The sequence below is a fragment of the Nostoc sp. genome (assembly GCF_036917635.1).
Taxonomy (GTDB): domain Bacteria; phylum Cyanobacteriota; class Cyanobacteriia; order Cyanobacteriales; family Nostocaceae; genus Nostoc.
The window spans coordinates 39,137-57,397 of sequence record NZ_JBALCW010000056.1; the positions used below are offsets into that span (position 1 = coordinate 39,137).

17 protein-coding genes and 1 tRNA gene are annotated in these 18,261 nt (G+C 41.6%); 6 read left to right on the plus strand and 12 right to left on the minus strand.

The window, feature by feature from the left end:
- Positions 1-32: 32 nt before the first annotated feature.
- Together ilvD and V7K32_RS14700 are read left to right on the plus strand one after the other, a co-directional pair.
- Positions 33-1,718, plus strand: coding sequence for a dihydroxy-acid dehydratase (gene ilvD / locus V7K32_RS14695; protein ID WP_334994366.1), 1,686 nt, complete (start codon positions 33-35; stop codon positions 1,716-1,718).
- Positions 1,719-2,390: 672 nt separating this feature from the next.
- Positions 2,391-2,609 (plus strand): hypothetical protein, encoded by a 219-nt coding sequence (locus V7K32_RS14700; protein WP_334994368.1) that lies wholly within the window; start codon positions 2,391-2,393, stop codon positions 2,607-2,609.
- A 151-nt stretch (positions 2,610-2,760) separates the two neighbouring features.
- Here V7K32_RS14700 and V7K32_RS14705 read toward each other — a convergent pair whose 3' ends face one another.
- The 7 genes from V7K32_RS14705 to V7K32_RS14735 all read right to left on the minus strand — a co-directional run bounded on the left by V7K32_RS14705 (position 2,761) and on the right by V7K32_RS14735 (position 8,691).
- On the minus strand, positions 2,761-2,982 hold the full coding sequence (locus tag V7K32_RS14705; RefSeq protein ID WP_334994370.1) for a type II toxin-antitoxin system HicA family toxin: 222 nt from the start codon (positions 2,980-2,982) through the stop codon (positions 2,761-2,763).
- Positions 2,979-3,188 (minus strand): type II toxin-antitoxin system HicB family antitoxin, encoded by a 210-nt coding sequence (locus V7K32_RS14710; RefSeq protein ID WP_334994372.1) that lies wholly within the window; start codon positions 3,186-3,188, stop codon positions 2,979-2,981. Before V7K32_RS14710 ends, V7K32_RS14705 begins: the two co-directional genes overlap by 4 nt.
- A 70-nt stretch (positions 3,189-3,258) precedes the next feature.
- Positions 3,259-3,981 (minus strand): Uma2 family endonuclease, encoded by a 723-nt coding sequence (locus V7K32_RS14715; protein WP_334994374.1) that lies wholly within the window; start codon positions 3,979-3,981, stop codon positions 3,259-3,261.
- Between the two features lie 306 nt (positions 3,982-4,287).
- Entirely contained in the window at positions 4,288-4,767 is a 480-nt protein-coding gene (locus V7K32_RS14720; RefSeq protein WP_334994376.1) for a plasmid segregation centromere-binding protein ParR, read from the minus strand.
- Positions 4,768-4,772: 5 nt separating this feature from the next.
- On the minus strand, positions 4,773-5,927 hold the full coding sequence (locus tag V7K32_RS14725) for a ParM/StbA family protein (protein WP_334882855.1): 1,155 nt from the start codon (positions 5,925-5,927) through the stop codon (positions 4,773-4,775).
- A 240-nt stretch (positions 5,928-6,167) separates the two neighbouring features.
- Positions 6,168-6,791 (minus strand): DedA family protein, encoded by a 624-nt coding sequence (locus V7K32_RS14730; RefSeq protein WP_334994379.1) that lies wholly within the window; start codon positions 6,789-6,791, stop codon positions 6,168-6,170.
- An 817-nt stretch (positions 6,792-7,608) separates the two neighbouring features.
- Positions 7,609-8,691, minus strand: coding sequence for a Gfo/Idh/MocA family oxidoreductase (locus V7K32_RS14735; protein ID WP_334994381.1), 1,083 nt, complete (start codon positions 8,689-8,691; stop codon positions 7,609-7,611).
- Between the two features lie 705 nt (positions 8,692-9,396).
- Here V7K32_RS14735 and queC point away from each other — a divergent pair.
- On the plus strand, positions 9,397-10,074 hold the full coding sequence (gene queC, locus V7K32_RS14740) for a 7-cyano-7-deazaguanine synthase QueC (RefSeq protein WP_334994383.1): 678 nt from the start codon (positions 9,397-9,399) through the stop codon (positions 10,072-10,074).
- An 80-nt stretch (positions 10,075-10,154) separates the two neighbouring features.
- Here the strand turns inward: queC and V7K32_RS14745 are convergent, their stop codons facing one another.
- Positions 10,155-11,552 (minus strand): hemolysin family protein, encoded by a 1,398-nt coding sequence (locus V7K32_RS14745; RefSeq protein WP_334994385.1) that lies wholly within the window; start codon positions 11,550-11,552, stop codon positions 10,155-10,157.
- 118 nt (positions 11,553-11,670) lie between these two features.
- Positions 11,671-12,372 carry a hypothetical protein gene (locus V7K32_RS14750; RefSeq protein ID WP_334994387.1) on the minus strand — a complete coding sequence of 234 codons (702 nt, stop codon included), beginning with the start codon at positions 12,370-12,372 and terminating at the stop codon, positions 11,671-11,673.
- A 297-nt stretch (positions 12,373-12,669) separates the two neighbouring features.
- On the opposite strand from V7K32_RS14750, the gene V7K32_RS14755 reads away from it, so the two are divergent.
- Positions 12,670-12,742, plus strand: a tRNA-Ile gene (locus V7K32_RS14755).
- Positions 12,743-13,064: 322 nt separating this feature from the next.
- Here the strand turns inward: V7K32_RS14755 and V7K32_RS14760 are convergent.
- Positions 13,065-13,496 (minus strand): hypothetical protein, encoded by a 432-nt coding sequence (locus V7K32_RS14760; RefSeq protein ID WP_334994389.1) that lies wholly within the window; start codon positions 13,494-13,496, stop codon positions 13,065-13,067.
- Positions 13,497-13,596: 100 nt separating this feature from the next.
- Between V7K32_RS14760 and pyrE the strand changes: the two genes are divergently transcribed.
- Together pyrE and V7K32_RS14770 are read left to right on the plus strand one after the other, a co-directional pair.
- The gene (gene pyrE / locus V7K32_RS14765) at positions 13,597-14,220 is read left to right on the plus strand and encodes an orotate phosphoribosyltransferase (protein WP_334994391.1); all 624 of its coding nucleotides are present in this window, start codon (positions 13,597-13,599) and stop codon (positions 14,218-14,220) included.
- A 131-nt stretch (positions 14,221-14,351) separates the two neighbouring features.
- A complete protein-coding gene (locus V7K32_RS14770) occupies positions 14,352-14,561 on the plus strand; it encodes an IS200/IS605 family accessory protein TnpB-related protein (protein ID WP_334994393.1) in 210 nt (69 codons plus the stop codon).
- A gap of 105 nt (positions 14,562-14,666) precedes the next feature.
- Here V7K32_RS14770 and V7K32_RS14775 read toward each other — a convergent pair whose 3' ends face one another.
- Complete coding sequence (locus V7K32_RS14775) at positions 14,667-15,551, minus strand: lipid kinase (RefSeq protein WP_334994395.1); 885 nt, start codon at positions 15,549-15,551, stop codon at positions 14,667-14,669.
- 997 nt (positions 15,552-16,548) lie between these two features.
- Positions 16,549-18,066 carry an ABC transporter permease subunit gene (locus V7K32_RS14780; RefSeq protein WP_334994398.1) on the minus strand — a complete coding sequence of 506 codons (1,518 nt, stop codon included), beginning with the start codon at positions 18,064-18,066 and terminating at the stop codon, positions 16,549-16,551.
- Positions 18,067-18,261 lie beyond the last annotated feature (195 nt).

Here is an 18,261-nt window from a genome sequence, read left to right on the forward strand (position 1 = left end):
AATACAAGCGATGAGGCACGGAAGGAAAAAAAATGTCAGAGAATTTAAGAAGCCAAATTGTGACGCAAGGAGTGCAGCGATCGCCTAATCGAGCTATGCTGCGGGCAGTTGGTTTTAAAGATGAAGATTTCAACAAAGCCATTGTGGGTATTGCCAACGGCTACAGTACAATCACTCCCTGTAATATGGGGATAAATCAACTGGCGCTCATAGCAGAGGCTAGTATAAAATCTGCCGGAGCGATGCCACAAATGTTTGGCACAATAACCATCAGTGATGGGATTTCAATGGGAACAGAAGGGATGAAATATTCCCTAGTGTCGCGGGAAGTCATCGCCGATTCCATTGAAACCGCCTGTACTGGACAAAGTATGGATGGTGTGCTAGCGATTGGCGGTTGTGATAAAAATATGCCAGGGGCAATGCTGGCGATCGCCCGGATGAATATCCCTGCAATATTCGTTTACGGTGGCACAATTAAACCCTGTCACTACAACGGACGCGATTTAACTGTTGTGAGTTCTTTTGAAGCAGTTGGTCAATACAGTGCTGGAAAAATTGACGAAAAGGAATTATTAGAAGTTGAAAGTCGGGCTTGTCCTGGCGCTGGTTCCTGTGGGGGAATGTTCACAGCTAACACCATGTCTTCAGCATTTGAAGCCTTGGGGATGAGTTTACCCTATTCTTCGACAATGGCAGCCGAAGATGCCGAAAAAGGCGACAGCACGGAAAAATCAGCTTATGCGTTAGTCGAAGCTATCCGCAAACAAATCTTACCCCGGCAAATTATCACCCGCAAATCTATAGAGAATGCCATTTCTGTGATTATGGCGGTAGGTGGTTCGACCAATGCAGTGTTGCATTTCTTAGCGATCGCCCGCGCTGCTAATGTAGAATTAACCCTAGACGACTTTGAAACCATCCGCGCCCGTGTTCCCGTTTTGTGTGATTTAAAACCAAGCGGTAAATATGTAGCTACAGATTTGCACAAAGGTGGTGGCATTCCCCAAGTAATGAAGATGCTACTTGTGCATGACTTGTTACATGGTGATAGCATTACTATCACTGGCAAAACAATTGCAGAGATATTGGCAGATATACCAGAAGAACCATCCGCCAATCAAGATGTGATTCGGACTTGGAATAATCCGATGTATCCCCAAGGACATTTAGCTATTCTCAGAGGTAATTTGGCAACGGAAGGGGCTGTCGCCAAAATTACCGGCGTGAAAAAACCAGTTATTACCGGCCCCGCACGGGTATTTGAATCGGAAGAAGCTTCTTTAGATGCAATTTTGGCGGGTAAGATTCAAGCTGGTGATATTCTAATCATCCGGTACGAAGGGCCTAAGGGCGGGCCTGGAATGCGCGAAATGTTGGCTCCCACCTCAGCAATTATCGGCGCTGGTTTGGGTGATGCGGTGGGATTAATTACCGACGGGCGCTTTTCTGGTGGTACTTATGGCATGGTAGTTGGTCATGTTGCCCCAGAAGCAGCAGTTGGTGGTGCGATCGCTCTTGTAGAAGAAGGCGATAGTATTACTATTGATGCACCGGCTCGTTTGTTGCAGTTAAATATATCTGAAGAAGAATTGGCTCGTCGTCGTGCTAACTGGCAACCCCCTGTTCCGCGTTACACTAAAGGCGTGTTGGCGAAATATGCCAAATTGGTATCTTCTAGCAGTATTGGTGCTGTGACAGATTTAGATTTGTTTTAAATCAGCTAAATAAGACTTACGCCCAAGAGAACCCCCTCAAAAAGGGGGCTTGTAACTAATAAACATCTGGTGACAATGAATGTAGAGACGTAGGAGTGCTACGTCTCTACAAGGGTTTCAGGTGACGCATATTTAATTTATGGGGATATATACAGCACTTCCGCCTGCTATGAGGTACGCACAGAGTCTCAAAAGTTAGGATAGAAAAGGAATATGGGTAAAATTGTGCTTCATAATAGCGGGAAGTGCTGTATTGTAAAAATACCGAAGAAGTTTCAGGAAATTCACATAGAGGTTATAATGTCAATAGAGAAATAACCTAAATTTTAGTTAACAGCCAACTGCCTAAAACCGAAAAGGGTACAAAATGAGTTCTGAATCTATAGCAACGGACAGGGAGCTTAGGACAACAATAAAATCACAAAGTATGCTGTTGAAGACGCGTTTTCCGCGAACTGTCCTAACGGCTTTGGCGACTGCTATAACGTCAAACTAACCATCACTCTTTCAAATCCAGACTTAGATGCAGATGAGCAAGAACGAGAAACACGGAAACTGCTGCGAGAAATTAGAGACTTAGATGTAGAAAGTGCTGAACTTGTAGCAGTTACAGAAATCCCTAAAGAAGCCAAGCCTTTCGGTGCTTTTGTGGTGGGAGTGTTGTAGGCAGAGGTGAGCCTAGCTAATTTTAAGAAAGTGTTGGGATATTTGAGCGATCGTTTGGGCAACAAAACTATTGAATTGGAAGTTGAGGCTAACGGTAAGAAACTCAAAGTCAAAGCTAGCAGTCAGAAAGAGTTAAACGCCGCTCCAGTTTTTCAGTCGATGGTGCAACGGGAAAGATTCAATTTTCACAATCAGGCGATCGCACAACAAATGACATTTTCTTGATTAAAGTTCAACGAATACCTGAGACTGATAAATATCACTTTGTGCGGATTCAACGTTAGTTTTGCAGCTTTATTTGTTGTAATATTTCCAAATAGCGATCGCATTTGCTTATTCTGGTATTTCCAAATAGCGATCGCATCCAGTTTTTCACTTATAGCAATTCAATAAATTCATCAACACTCAGCCCAACCTGTCTGATAATTGCTCGTAAAGTTCCTTTATCTAATTCTTGATGATTCGGAACAACCACTTCAGCAGATGCCTCATCTCGACGTAAAATAATGTGGCTTCCACGTTGTCGTAAAACATAAAAACTAGCCTTCCTTAAAGCTTTAATGCACTCTTGACCAGAAAGGATAGGTAATTTGCTCATACATCAACCAAAACAGTTTCCAGATGATCTTCTGGAATAGGCCGACCTTCTTCTTGTAAAACCTCAATATATAATTCTATAGCTTCCTTGATGTTGGCAACAGCTTCTTCTTTGGTCTTCCCTTGGCTGATGCAAGCAGGTAAACTCGGACATTCAGCTACCCAGTAACCATCTTCTCCTGGATAAATAATTACTTGTCTCTTCATATATTACTCCTACAAAATAAGTCTTAAGAGTATCTCAAACAAAAAATGCTGGAATCAAAAAAGCCAAAATTCACAACAAATCTGGATTTTCCCCTAGTTCTCTTAATCTAGCCGCTAAACGAGCCACCTGTGCAGCAGCCCCTTCTGCTTGTGCAACAGCAGCTTCTTCTGGTAACAAAACCAAATTGCTAGCCACATCGTAAAATCGCAACCATACCGCCGTTTCTCTGTCTATTGTTCCCTCACTCGTCCCTAACCATAAACCTAAACGCTTACACCATAGCCACCCATACTCATTTGGTGTTAAAGGCTGATACTGCTGATTATCATCTAAATGCCACCCCTGCAAAGAATTAGGATCAAAGGGATCATAGACAAAATAATCTGAGGTACGGAAAGTTTCTTGGTAAAGGTTTTTCTTAATACCCTTGTCTATTGCTGCCGTAGATGGTGACATTAATTCCACGATTACATCAGGATAACGACCATTTTCTTCCCAGACTACCCAACCCTGTCTAGAGTTATTGCCGTCAACATTTAGCACTGCAAAGAAATCTGGCCCTCGGAAATCACGATTACGAACCTGGGTGCTGCTGTAATAAATAAACATATTGCCCCCAGTGAAGAAATCATTGCGATCGCACCAAGTTTGTTGCAATGACCGAATCAGGACATTCATGGCAATACGGTGGCGATTTGATTCCAAGGGTTCACCATCATCAAAAATTAAATCTGTAGGTGGGGTGGGGGGTTCCCACTCCACAATGGCTGCTGGATTTGTCTCAGTAGTCATGAGCGATCGCCTTTCTCAGAAAGCCTTAGATTTCTATGATAATCTGTCAATAGCTAGCTGAAGTAAGGCGTACAGATTACAAATGGTTATAAATTATTCTTCATGCAACCTCGAAAATCAGGCATAGGTTGACGAATCCCAATTGATTGCAAGAATACCAGAACAGATCAACTCAGATTGCCGTGATGATTCGCTATTATGAGCGATCGCTTAACTACACAAATATAAACATTAACAATCCTTAATAGATAATATTATTAAGGATTGTTAAGAGGAGCAAAAACTGCTCACAAACGCGATTGTTTCTTAAAAATCATCGAGAAACTGACTAAGGCGACTGATTACGGGGTCAACCTCTTGAGGAGGGGTAGCAACAGTATAAGAAGTATTATTTACTACTTCTAATTGAGTTGGAGACTGAATCAACGATCGATCATTGACTATGATCGCCAATTGTGCAACTTGTTGAGAAAGTTGCAGTAGATGGTGTTCCATCGCCTCCAAACGATTAGATCCCTTGGCAAAAAAACGTTCCTCAAGTCCAGCCACTTGACCTTGCAGTTCACCGATTTGCTGTTCAATCGGTGTTGTTGCTGCTGTATGTGGAGCAGGTTGTACAGGTTCCGGTACACATAAAGATTGCCATAAGGCTTCTTTACAGAGGTCGCTGAAAGTCTTGTCTGGTTGTTTGTCCAAATAACTTTCTACTTGCGCTAACAAGCTTTCATCAGCAAGCTCTGGGTTGAACGTGACGGATTTAACTACCTTTTTTGACCATTGGAACATCAGCTTTATGCCCTAGCAGCGCGATTGGAGGATAATTGTGCCTCTCCATAAATATACTGCCCCAAAGCATTCGCCTGTCGTGAAGGTGCTGCTAAATGAGCATTAATCTTTGCTTCTTTAAGCAGACGTTGAACGTCGTCCCAGAAGAACTCACCACCCCCGCCAGTCAGAATCACATCGGTAACACGTTCTGGCAACCACGCTAGCACACGGCTACAGATTTCGCGCGAAAACATCTCCGTGAGGTTGGGAAGAAAATCATCTAGGTTGGTGGGCTTGCTAGCGCCTTTAGGACGGTAATAACGTTCACCTCTGGGTTTGTTCACAGCGGAAATCAGAGCTAGAGATTGACTATCTGCTCCCTCGATTTCGGCGGACACCAATTCATAAAACTTGTTCATACCGAAGTCTTCGCTCTTAGAAGCACCTCTGGCAAAACGGAAGTTATCTACCATCAAAAGATCGACGGTTTGATGTCCAATATCAACGATCGCCACCGATATTTTTGTAAAATCGGGACTACCAGGACTTTTCTTCGGTTGAGCTTCAGACCACAGCAGACTGCCGTAGCCTTCTGGCATTACCCATACCTTACTGACATTCAGCGATATAGATTCGCCTCGGAAGTTCAACACATGAGGCCCGCCTACTTGGCTAATCAACTGGGCTTTTTCTTTTTCAAATTGTTCTAAGGAAAGAAAAGGCAGACCTAGTACGACTGAGATATCGTCTCTAAGTTTGAAGTAGCCAGCACTTGCTAACACTTTTACCAGTGCAGCCTCTACCTTAGATTGCCCAACTCCTAGATTCGCCCCAAAATCGGCTGCTAGTTGACCCACAGCATATCCATTTCCTTGATACTCCAGCCACAAATCCATTAAGGGGTCAGTAGCCCTAGCTTCAAAAACACCGCCGCGGACTTGTTCGATTGACATCTGCTTGACGTTGGCAGGTACAAACACCACATTACCGGGTTCACGACTCACACAAGTTTTTGTGGAAGTTCTGCCTAAATCAACACTGAGAATGGTTTTCCCCGGAACAGCGCCCGTCTTGGGAGGAGTATTATTAACAGCATTGATCGGAGTCGATGCTGACACTCTATTCATGGGTATAGCAGCAGCATTGATGGGTGTAGCGGCGGAAGGTTGGTCTGTCATGAAAGCTCCTAGTTCAAACTTAACTGTAAAAAGTTGTCATGCTCATCTTACAAAAATGCGAGAAACCATAAATTCTAGGTTGCGTCAAGTGTAGCTAGAAATACGCCAAAAATTAATTTCGGCAATACCTCCGATAAGCTCATGCCTTCGCACATCTAGTATTATTTGGCATAGTGTAGGCGAATTTTGGCCAGATGTAACCCCTGCTTTTACTGCTTTCAAACCAAAAGCGTCCGTGTTTCATCTTCTAGAACGTCTTAACTGGCGCTTGAATATCCAGAAAATAAATGCTAGAACCAAACCGCCAAGTACGATTTTGGATACAGGAGCAAGGTACTTGTCCACAAGTTCATACTGACTACCCAATATGTATCCTGAGTATGTTAACAAACCCACCCAAGCCGCGCTACCTAATGTTGTGTAAAACAAGAATGGCAGCAAGGGCATATTGCTGATACCTGCGGGAACAGAAATCAAGGTGCGGATTCCTGGCACAAGGCGGCCAATTAATACTGCTTTTCTACCTTGTCGGTCAAACCACTCTTTGGCCTTGGTGATATCTTTACTAGATATAGCCAGCCATTTGCCATACTTGTCAGCCCAAGCTTTCAAACGGGTTTCACCTAAAAACTTACCTGGATAATACCAAATAAGTCCGCCCAATACAGAACCCAAAAGTCCTGCGAAAAACACACCAATAATATTCAGCTTTGCCCCCCCTGGTTGATATGGACTTGCTGTAAATCCAGCCAGTGGCATAATCAATTCTGAAGGAATGGGGGGAAAAAGGTTCTCTAAGAACATTAGTAGGGCGATTCCCCAATAGCCAAAATAGTTAATAGTATTAGTTATCCATTCGAGCATTAAGTCAATTCCTGAAATTGCTGTACTATTCCTGTGACTAAGATTCCGCTTTAGCTTTTTTAAAAGCTAATTATCCCCGCAAGTATCAAGGTAATTCGGCTACACTAAAAGTTGATATTGCAATGAATAAACAGAGTAAGACAAGTGGAAGCTAGTGGTTCATGTGATTAATTTTAAGGTGTAAAAAAGTTTGTAGTAAGGACTTTAATCTTAGATTTTGCACATTTGCTTACTAAGTAGGTAGGCGTAATTAAATATAATATCAAACCTCACCCTCAATCCCTCTCCTTATTATTGTCGGGGTCAGCCGGAGGCAGGGTGAAGTTTTATATTTAATTTGACCCACTTACTTAGGGACTGACAAGAAATAAATTATTCCAATAAACGAACCACAAAGCCACAGAGAACGCAGAGAGAAGAAATAGAGAGAGTTTTTGCGTCAGTTTTGGAACATTTTTTTATTTGGAAGTCCCTTAGGAAGTAATCAAAATTAATGAGACAGTCCACTAAGGCGCTATTTCATTAATTGCAAGGTTTATCAAAATTCGTAAGTAGCTCTAGCCCTTGAAATTGAACGATTTATCGCTCGCTACGAACCTGACAAAATCAATGAAACCAACCAGCAGATTTTATTTTCTAATTTTTTAGATCCTCCTTAGTCGGTTTTTTAAAGGACTAGGGAGGATCTAAAGATTTGATGGCAAATTTAAAAACATACTAAGGGGGTTTTGTTCTGAGGTTGTGAGATTGCCCCAAAGAGCAGGGAGAAAATTTTACCTTATCCCCCTCATCCCCCTCATCCCCCTCATCCCTTCTTCTAGGCTGTGGGGGTCAATGATTGTACTCTTGGTTCTGATTGCCAGTCTAATGGATTCAAAACTCGATCTTCCAGCGCCATCTGCTCAATCAAACTTGCCAGTCTCAGAGCTTTGAGAGCTTGTTCGCCGCCTACTGAGGGTTGATTGCCTCCATGTACACAGTTGACAAAATGCTCTAATTCTGCACTTAAGGGTTGAATATTGCTGGTGTAGACTTTTTCAATTACACCATCTTGCCTGTAAAGTACTTGTCGGTGGTCGGTGAGAGAATTGGCAGTCGTTTGTCGGTGAATCAAAATTTCATTCTTGAGAAAATCTGCTTCAGTGAATGAATTTTTGCAATGGGCGACAATCCGACGAATTTTCCGGTGGGTAACTTTACTGGCGGTCAGAGTAGCAACAATACCATTGGCAAACCCCAAGGTGGCAGTTACGTAATCTAAATAACCAGAGTCTAGGGCGCGAGTACCGCTAGCAGTCAATTTTGTGACTGGGGAAGCAGCTAATTCCAAAAGTAGGTCGATGTCATGGATCATTAAATCCAGCACAACCGAAACATCGTTTGCTCGATCTGAGTAAGGACTCATTCTATGGGCTTCTAGCGCCAGCAATTCTTCAGTTTTAAGCACTTGGCTTAGTTCTTTAAAAGCTGGGTTAAAACGCTCAATATGACCCACTTGCAGGATACACCCAGATTCAGCTGCGGCATTTACTAAAGACTCTGCCTCAGAAATACTGGCTGCGATCGGTTTTTCAATCAAAACATGAATTCCCGCTAACAGACAGTTGATGCCCACGGCATAGTGCAGACGGGTGGGAACAGCTACACAAACTGCTTCTACAAGGGGTAGCAGGTCACAGTAATCTTCAAAAAAACGCACTTTGTACTTGCTGGCAGTTTCTAGCCCTCGCTCAACATTAATATCTGCCACTCCGACTAGTTCAACATCTTTCATTGAACTCAGCACGCGAGCGTGATGTTGTCCCATGTTACCCACTCCAATCACGCCTATGCGGATCGGTCGTGGCTGGTTACGCTGTGTATATAGATTCGGTTCTGCCACTGACATGCTATCTTGCACTATTATTCTCTCCTCAACCACCAAATTTAGAGACGCTACGGCCGTTGGCGTTTATACTCGAAATGCCAGTTACGATCCGTCTAAAACCATCCAGATGGTAACATAGAGCCTATGTTTATGAAGAATTTCAAAGTTTGCGATCGGTTCCCGTAATCCAAATATCTTTTGTATAGATAGTTCGGGTTTGTTTTGGATTTTGCACTTTCTCCAATAAATATGTGTCTTTTTATTAACTTTAAAACATTAAGTAAGGTTTAATTGTAAAATATTTAAATTTATAAGAATTGCTTTTTTTTGCTCCGACTTAACTTAATTGTTGCATTTAGGCAATTAATTTCCGGGATCAATATTTAATTGATACTACTAAAATTACAAAGTGATGAAAAAGTAACATTTATGCTTTTTTAAAGAAAAATGCTATTGGAAATGATCACCACTGATTAATTGAAAATATTTTTGTATGATTATTTGCAGTATCCATCGTAGAAACGTACTCCTGCAAAGAAACAAGCTACGCGTAGGGTCTGGTAGAGAAGACATCACACCGCTTTTTGAGAGAAACTAGTGTAGATTGTTTCTTTGAAATATCTAAGGTGTGGGGTTGTTTGTCATCACTCACAGGGTTCAGGAGTCGCTTTGGCATTGCTTCCTGACAATTTGTTGGAGTGTAATCTGGCGATTTAAAATCCAAAATTTGCAACCGAGATGAAAGCTGTAATTCTATTATCTGGGGGATTAGACTCTTCCACAATTCTATACAAAGCTAAGGCTGATGGCTGTGAATGTCATGCTATTTCCTTTGATTACCAGCAGCGACACCGACGAGAGTTACAGTCAGCCCTGACTGTTGCTCAAAAAGCTGCGATCGCAAAACATCTGGTGGTTAATTTTGATTTACGACAATGGGGCGGTTCAGCACTTACCGATGATGCCATTGATTTACCCCTTGAGCGATCGCTGGATGAAATGTCTCAAAATATTCCTGTAACTTATGTTCCGGCTCGTAATACCATCTTTTTAAGCTTTGCTCTTGGTTTTGCCGAAGCGATCGCAGCCGAACGTGTCTATATCGGCATCAATGCTTTAGATTACTCAGGATATCCTGACTGTCGCCCCGACTATATCCAGGCGATGCAGGAAGTTTTTCGTCTGGGAACCAAACAAGGGCGTGAGGGACAACCAATTAATATTGTTGCACCCTTAATCAACCTGAAAAAAACTGAAATCATCCAACTGGGTAACCAATTGGGAGTTCCTTGGGAGCTAACTTGGTCTTGCTATGCAGGTAATGATGTCGCCTGCGGTATATGTGATTCTTGTCGCTTGCGGCTAGCAGCTTTTGCCGAATTGGGACTTGTTGATCCAGTGGAGTATGCTTTTTGAGTGAGGAGTTAGGAGTTAGGAGTTAGAAGTGAGGAGTTAGGAGTTAGAAGCTAGGAGTTTGGAGTTTTAATTCTTAACTCCTAACTCTCAACTCCTAACTCTTCTAACAACCGTTGCACTTGAATTTGATGCAGGCGTGGGCCAACAATTGATACCACGGTGAATTCGAGATTTTGATAACGCAAGCTTTCGCCAATGGCCGGAATTTTCTGTAACTGATACAGCAAAAAACCCCCTAGTGTTTGGTATTCTCTTGTCACGGGCAAATTCAGATGCAAAACTTCGTTGAGGTCTTCGAGATTAATTTGCGCCTGCACTAAAAATTTATCTTCATCTAATATCTGAATCAGCAAGTCGTCGTTGCTTTCAGGAACGCTTGCGTCGCCAATGATTTCAGCAATGACATCTTTGATTGTCACTAGTCCCACAGTAGAGCCAAATTCATTTACTACCATGACCATAGCTGGTTTCTCTTGCTGCATCATGGGCAAAAGTTCACTCAGGGACGTGTATTCGGGAACAAATCGAGCGGGACGCATCCAAGGTTGGATTTGTGTCTCTAAACTGAGCTTTCCTACAGCTAAAGGTTGTGCTAAATCTTTAAAATAAACAATGCCGCGAACATCGTCTAAAGATTCACCAATCACGGGATAACGAGAGTAACCAGTAGCAGCCATTTCCTTGAGTAATGTTTGGAAGCTAGCATCTTTTGGCAACGTGATAATACTGGTGCGGGGGATCATCACATCTTGGGCCATGACATCCCCAAACTCAAAGACATTATTGAGCAATTCTCGCTCCGCACGCTGTAAACCAGTAGATCCCCATTCTGTAGAGATAATTAGTTGCAATTCTTCGGGAGTTACAGGTGGCCTCCAGCCTTGACCTGTGTATTGGATACCAAAAATCCGCAATAAGCAACGAGTTGATTGGTTGAGAATCCAGATGAAGGGGCCGAAAAAACGCACGATCGCTTTTACCGAAGGCCCCAAAAACCTAGCTAGCTGTTCTGAGTACAGCATGGCTAAGGATTTGGGACATAGTTCTCCGATCACAATTTGCAGATAGGCAATCAAGAAAAAGGCAATGGGAATTGATAGAGAATGCGCCAAGAAGGTAGTCATGCTACTTGGTAAAGGCCAGGATTTTAACCATGCATTAACCAGCACGACAATCGTACTTTCGCCAATCCATCCCAATGCCAAACTAGAGAGGGTAATACCTAACTGGGTGGTAGATAGTAGTCTGTCAATACTACGTTGTAGCATTTCGACTGCGATCGCTGGAACATCCCCAGCCTTAACTAGCTGGTGAATACGCGATCGCCGCACGCTCACCATCGAAAATTCCGCCGTCACAAAAAAGGCATTTATGGCAATAAGCAGTAGCACTGACAATAACCGTAGCGCCACATCTGTCCAAATTAAATTAGGAAAACCACTCACCACTAAAGCTCGTGTAAAACTCACGCCCTCCATTTTTGGATTTTGGATTTTGGATTTTGGATTAAGTTTTGGGTATTAGGGACTAGGTAAATTGCCTAGTACCAAGTCCCCAATCTAAAATCTAAAATTCTAAAATCTAAAATTGCCTAATCTACCTTTCTACAGGAATATTCAATGCTTCTAGCTTCAATTCTTGAGCGGGATAATCAGTAAGAGCAAGTGATATTTTCTTGACATCATCAAGTAAAGCTGTGGGAATGCTCACTGTACCTGTAAATGCTGGCCCATTTGCAGGCAATTCTGTTGGCAAACTCTCTGTACTAGCACTCAGGGTTCGTCCTTTATCATCGGTAACATCTAAAAAACTATACAGGAAGCGCACAGAATCTTTACCTTTGTTCTGCATTTTCACTTTCAGTAGCAAATCACCACCAGAGTAGCGGACAGATTGCACAGACATGGTTACACCCTGGCTCTGGGCAGTAACTGGAAAACCTGGCTGGAGTTTTTCTTCAACCACTGCTGGGGGTTTTTCCTCTGGCTTCTGCTTGCTGCTATTGGTTTCTTCATCATCGTCCTCTAGCTTTTCCGATTTAGCAGCCTTGGTCTTACCCTCAATTCGCGCCTTAACAATTTTCAGAATCTCTTCCTCTTTTAATAGCACTAGCCCTCCCTGTTGGGAGTTATTTGTCTTATTGCTGGCAAATTTGGTTATGGGACGCCCATCTGGTGTAGTAACCCCTTTAAGTGCTGAACTCCCCAGTTCAAACCCCAAAAGGGCGCTCACAGAACCTGCTCCCATCATCAGGATTAACAAAACCAAAGTAAGAAGTACAGTAGAATTTATTTTCATTGCTGACAAGCTATCACAATAGAATGCTGGTCTATTTAAGAATAGTGAAGCTTTTGACCTCAATCCTTAAAGGAACTTAATCAATATTAGTCTGCACTATTTTATGATTAAATTATGTAGTATAAAAATCTGATAAGCTACCGTAGAGTATTCACAAGTAGGAAATTTGTGATATAATTACGCAATTGGCTAAACTCAGTGCATGAGGTATTTTCCTCACTCTAAAATTAGCAAATCAGGGTGATGTAAGATTTGAAGTAATAGACTCTTATATAAACCCGAAACCCAACAAAATAAGCGCCTTTGGCCGATTGGGGAGGCAACGAACTCATAATTCGTCTTCAGGCTGGTTCGATTCCAGCAGGGCGCACTGAATGATCAAAAAATAGTAAGTAAGTCGGTGAGAATAAATCAAACTAGATTGTAAAAAATCTTGAGATTAGTTAGTAGCGAGCGGCTCTAGCCATCATAAAAGGACTAAAGTCCTCACCCAACGCGTTCGTTAGTCGCTCATAGGGGAAACCCCCAAGACCGCGCTAATTCACTACAAACCTTAAATTATTCACGCCGCTCTACTTAATAGAGGTATAAGGGCATTGGGCATTGAAAAGAGGCAGAACGGCGTGGTGTTCTTAGCAAAGAGGAAAGAGCTAATTTTTTATTCTGCCCCCTACCTCTTTATCTCCCCAATATTACCGAGGTGGTATTTCAAACTTGAATTCAGTTCCCACTTTGAGTTTGTTGCTATTCAAACCCCGATACATCATTAGTGATGTGTCATAAGGATTTGGTAAATCAGGAGTCCGAATATATGGATCGTTGCCAGCTTGCTGAGTCAGGGCATCATGATATAAAGTGTTAAGCAACTGAGCATCGTGGGCAATTTCATTTTCTGGGAAGGAACCACCAAAACCGTAACCAGCTCCTAGAAGTGAGTCTAGCTGGCGCTTGAGGCTACCATTTTCGTAGAAATTGCGATCGTGACTAAAATAGGCTCGTTCAAATACATCATTCGTAGTTTCTGTTTTGGGGGTTTGCGTTTGGGCAGATGCAACAGAGGGAAAAGCAATACCAGCAGCAAGCAGTATTAATAAACCACCAAAGGTTTTAAATTTTATACCCACGTTCCTAACTCCTCAATTTTTAGGCAATCTTAATTTATGCTTAATTTCAGAACTCTGATAAGTTCAACCTTTGGTGTAGCACAACTTTTAATGTTTTGTAATGACGTATCCTACTGAAACTCTTAGCCACTCAGATATTTGGGCAAGCACTGCTGATTTGACTACTTTGCGCCACAAGCTACTAGATTTATTTTGCCAACTTGCTTATCAAGAAGGTGATTTTCTCCTCTCTTCTGGGTTGCGTAGTTCTTATTATGTAAACAAGACACAAGTAACACTCCATCCTCAAGGTGCTTTGGCAGTCGGACGTTTACTGTTTCCTTTGCTACCTATAGATACAGAGGCTGTAGGTGGTTTAACAATGGGGGCTGACCCAATTGTGACAGCAGTGAGTGTAGTTTCTGTTTATGAAAACCGACCGATACCAGCGCTGATTATTCGCAAAGAAGCCAAGGGTTATGGGACGAAAGCTTATATAGAAGGCCCCACTTTACCAGAAGGTGCAAAAGTAGTAGTTTTGGAAGATGTGGTTACAACTGGGCAATCTGCTTTAAAAGCAGTTGAGCGTCTTAAAGATGCAGGTTATACCGTAAATGAAGTAATTTCACTGGTAGACCGACAGCAAGGAGGAGGTGAACTGTATCAGTCAGCTGGGTTGAAGTTTGAAACTTTGTTTTCGATTCAGGAAGTTCAGGAACGCTACCGACAACTTGCAAATTCATGAACATGTAAATATACGGTTTAGCTGAAACAGCAAGAAGCCTCTCACCTACCCGCAAGGGAGGTGATGATATGAATTGCGCGTGAGTGACGACAATCAGCCGATATTAGAGACGCGTAAGCAACGAAAACCAAGTGATTGTGGTGGAAAATCTCAACGTTAAAGGCATAATGCACTCATCAAAACTAGCTAAATCTATTCATCAGCTTGGATGGGGAATGTTTTGTGCCATGCTGAAATATAAAGCAGAGGTGGAAGGGAAAATTTATCAAGAAGTAAGTAAGTCGGCGCAAATAATCATCACTGGTTTGCTTAAATATGTACTCTTGATTTTTGTTGAGTAATTTATTCCTTGGAAGTCCCTAAGAGAGAATAACTTCTAACTCTGCCAATTTTAGATTTTGAATTTTGGATTTTGGATTGAAGGAAAATCTAAAATCGAATTACTCCTAACTTTTAATTTCTGAGGGTACTAAAACGGTTATAGCTTTAGGTATAACTCGAAAATGAGCAGGTGTGTAGGTAGTGATTTCACCATCTGTATTGATAGGGCGAGGTTTGTGAGTATGCACCTCTATTTCTTGACCTTGAAGAGAGCGTACACTCTCCCAATGTATATGTCGCCCTTGTCGCATCGCAGGGAGTAGTAGTATAATTTGCCACCAATCTTTAATCTCCAAGCTATAGAGGTCTAGCCTTTGGTCATCTATTGTCGCATCGTCAGCCACTGCCATACCGCCGCCGTAATAGCGGCCGTTACCCACAGCAATTTGCACTGTTTTCACGCTAATTGATTCACCATTGATTAAAATCTCCGCAGTAAAAGGTCTAGCTTCCAAAATCACTTGCAATGCAGTAGCGGCATAAGCAAATATTCCCCAACGGCGTTTAACTTCTTTGGTAAGTCGCTGGGTAATTTTTACACTCAATCCCAGACTGGCAACGTTAAAAAAGTGCTTGCCGTTCACCCAACCTAAGTCGATGCGGTGTAAATTTCTATATGAAATAATTTTGCAAGCTTCGCTGAGGGAATTCGGGATTCCCAAAGTCCTTGCTAGGTCGTTGGCAGTTCCTAAAGGCAAGATTCCCAAGGGCAACTGAGTCTCAACTAAAGCATCTACTGCGGCATTGAGAGTCCCATCTCCTCCACCAATGATTACCAAGTCAACTTGATGCTGATAGCGAAGTATAACTTCTGCAAGATGTTTGGGGTCTTCTGTAGACTCCTCAATTAAATCAAAGCCAAGTGTCTTCAGATATTCAATCGCTTCCGATAAACCTTTTTGCCCTTGGCGGGCATGACGATTTACTAACAGCAGTGCGCGAGAACTCATGGGTAGTACCTTTTGTAGTTGATATGTCTAATTATCCGCATCCATGTATTCTGCTTCAAGTTGACTATCACAAAGTGTTGAATTTATTATGGCACTTATCAAAAATTCATTTAGTCAATGATTATTATGTTGTGCTTAGGAATTTTTAATTTCTATTTTATCTCTATTAACCGTCGGTATGTTAAGTAGGTAGGCGTAATTAAATAATAAGAGCAAACCTCACTCTCAATCCCTCTCCTTATTATTGTCGGGGGAAGCCAGAGGCAGGGTGAGGTTTTATATTTAATTTGACCCACTTACTTAATACTTTGTAAATAGGTTTTTTACTCATTAAATAATTTAATTTAGGTATTTTTGATACAGCATTTATGTCAATATTATAATAATAAAAATCTAATGCCTAAAAGTAAAATATTGTTTATTTATATAAATACATTTTTTTAGATAATTATTATTAATATTTACAATTAGTTAACTTTATTTAGTTAATGGTAAAGATTGTTTGTAATTTGCGCTGTCTTCGCTAAAGTTATATAAGGAGCCTGAGCTACTCCTGCTTACCCTACTTATATCAATTATGTATGAAGATGCGCTAAACCATATTTAAGTATAAGAAAGAAAAACGAACCGCAAAGGACGCAAAGGATACAAAGAAAGAAAGAAAGAAAGAAAGAAGTTAAAAGAGTTTAGTGCAGCCTCACGAAGAAATTGAATCTGCTAGGAGTTTTTTGACAAAATTTTATTAGATACACCTTAACCCAGGGCTATTTCATTCTCATCTAGCCCACCTCAGAATAAATTCTGAGGCTAATAGCACTCATTCGTCTAAAGACGAGAAAGGCTTTTAGTCCACTAAGCGTAGACTTGGGCTATGAGCCGCAAAACTTTAGTTATGGGCGGTTTATGTCTAGAACGAAATAGCCCTGCACCTTAACCCAAGCGTATTGATTAGAGCATTTCATTAATTAAAGTAACTCGGAAAAATCACTGAAAATTATTAGTTATCGTACTTTCTATGCCGTTTAACCGGATTCATCCACACTTCTAAACGACTAAATGCTTGTGAAGAAAGTAACGTTAAACATAAATAAACCACCGCCACAGCCGCGTAAATTTCAAAAGCACGATAGTTATCGGCAACAATTAGCTGTCCTTTGCGAAACAATTCTTCAAAACCAATCACTGCAACTAAGCTTGTATCTTTCAACAAACTAATAAATTCATTACCTAAAGGTGGAATCATCCGTCGGAAAGCTTGGGGAAAAATTATATAACTCATTGTTTGTACAGAACTCAAGCCTAATGACTGTGCTGCTTCTGCTTGTCCTGTTTCAATTGATTGAATCCCAGCCCGAACAACTTCGGCAATGTATGCGGCGCTATTCAAACTTAAGGCAATTACCCCAGCTACTAAACGATCAAAACTAAATGTTAAACCAAGTTCTTGCAAAATTGCAGGTAATCCAAAGTAAATCATAAAAATTTGTACCAATAAAGGCGTTCCCCGGAAAAAGTCCACATACGCCCTCGCCACCCAACGCACAGGTGCAATATGAGAAAGGCGGACAATACCAATCAGGGAACCCCCAATTAAGCCAAACACTACAGAAAGTATCGTCAATTGCAACGTTACCAATGCACCTTTTAATAAAGTTGGAAAAGCTTGCAAAATCACGCTAATTGAGGTCAATATTTTAGGCGCGTTAGTGTTAGTTTGATTCTCAAATGGTGATTTAGCTGGTAGTGATGGTGGTTCAGCTTTAAACCATTTCTGGTAAATTTGCGAATAAGTACCATTTTTGAGTACCCTATCCAAACCGTTGTTTATTAATGCCAAATTCGGCGAATTTTTAGCTGTAGCAATGCCGTAAAACTCCTCCGTCAGTAATTGCTGTACTATTTTAATTCCCTGAAGATTGCCCGTATTGATAGCATATAAAGTCACTGGTGCATCATTGATTACCGCATCTACATTACGATTGAGCAATTCTTGCAGGGCTAAAGGCGCTGAATCAAAACTGCGAATTTGCACTCCAGGAATACTCTTAGCCTTTGCAGCCCCGGTTGTGCCAATTTGTACTGCAATTTTTTTATTTTTGAGACTGTCAAAGCCAGTAATATTTTGATTATCCGCGCGAATTGCGATCGCTAACCCAGCCTTAAAATAAGGACGGGAAAAAGAAATCGTCTTCGCCCTCTCCTCTGTAATCGTGATTGAACTAATCGCCGCATCTACCGTTTTGCCTCGCAAAGCTGGGATAATACCATCAAAAGGCAGACTTTGAAAATCCGCTTTAAAGTTAGCAGAGGAAGCAATCGCATTCATCAAATCAATGGAAAAACCCTGCAACTCACCACCTTTTCCCTGAAACTCAAAAGGTGGAAACGCCGGTTCAGTAGCAACCCGCAGAGTTTTACCAGCACTAGGATTCACCCCACAACCAGCCAATAACAAACAGCTAAAACTTATAACTAGAGATAAGCGCAGCCAACAGATAAAACTAAATTTAGCCATATTATTTTCTCTCTTTCTCTGCGCTCTCTGCGCCTCTGCGGTTCGTTTAATATATCTAGGACTTACGCATTGACAAGAAAAACCAAATATGGAGTAAGAATTTCAGGCATTTAACCTTAATTTTTCGACACTTTTTAGGCGATCGCTATTTATCCAAGGATGATTGATCAAAGCCTGAAACGACGTATTTTCGTT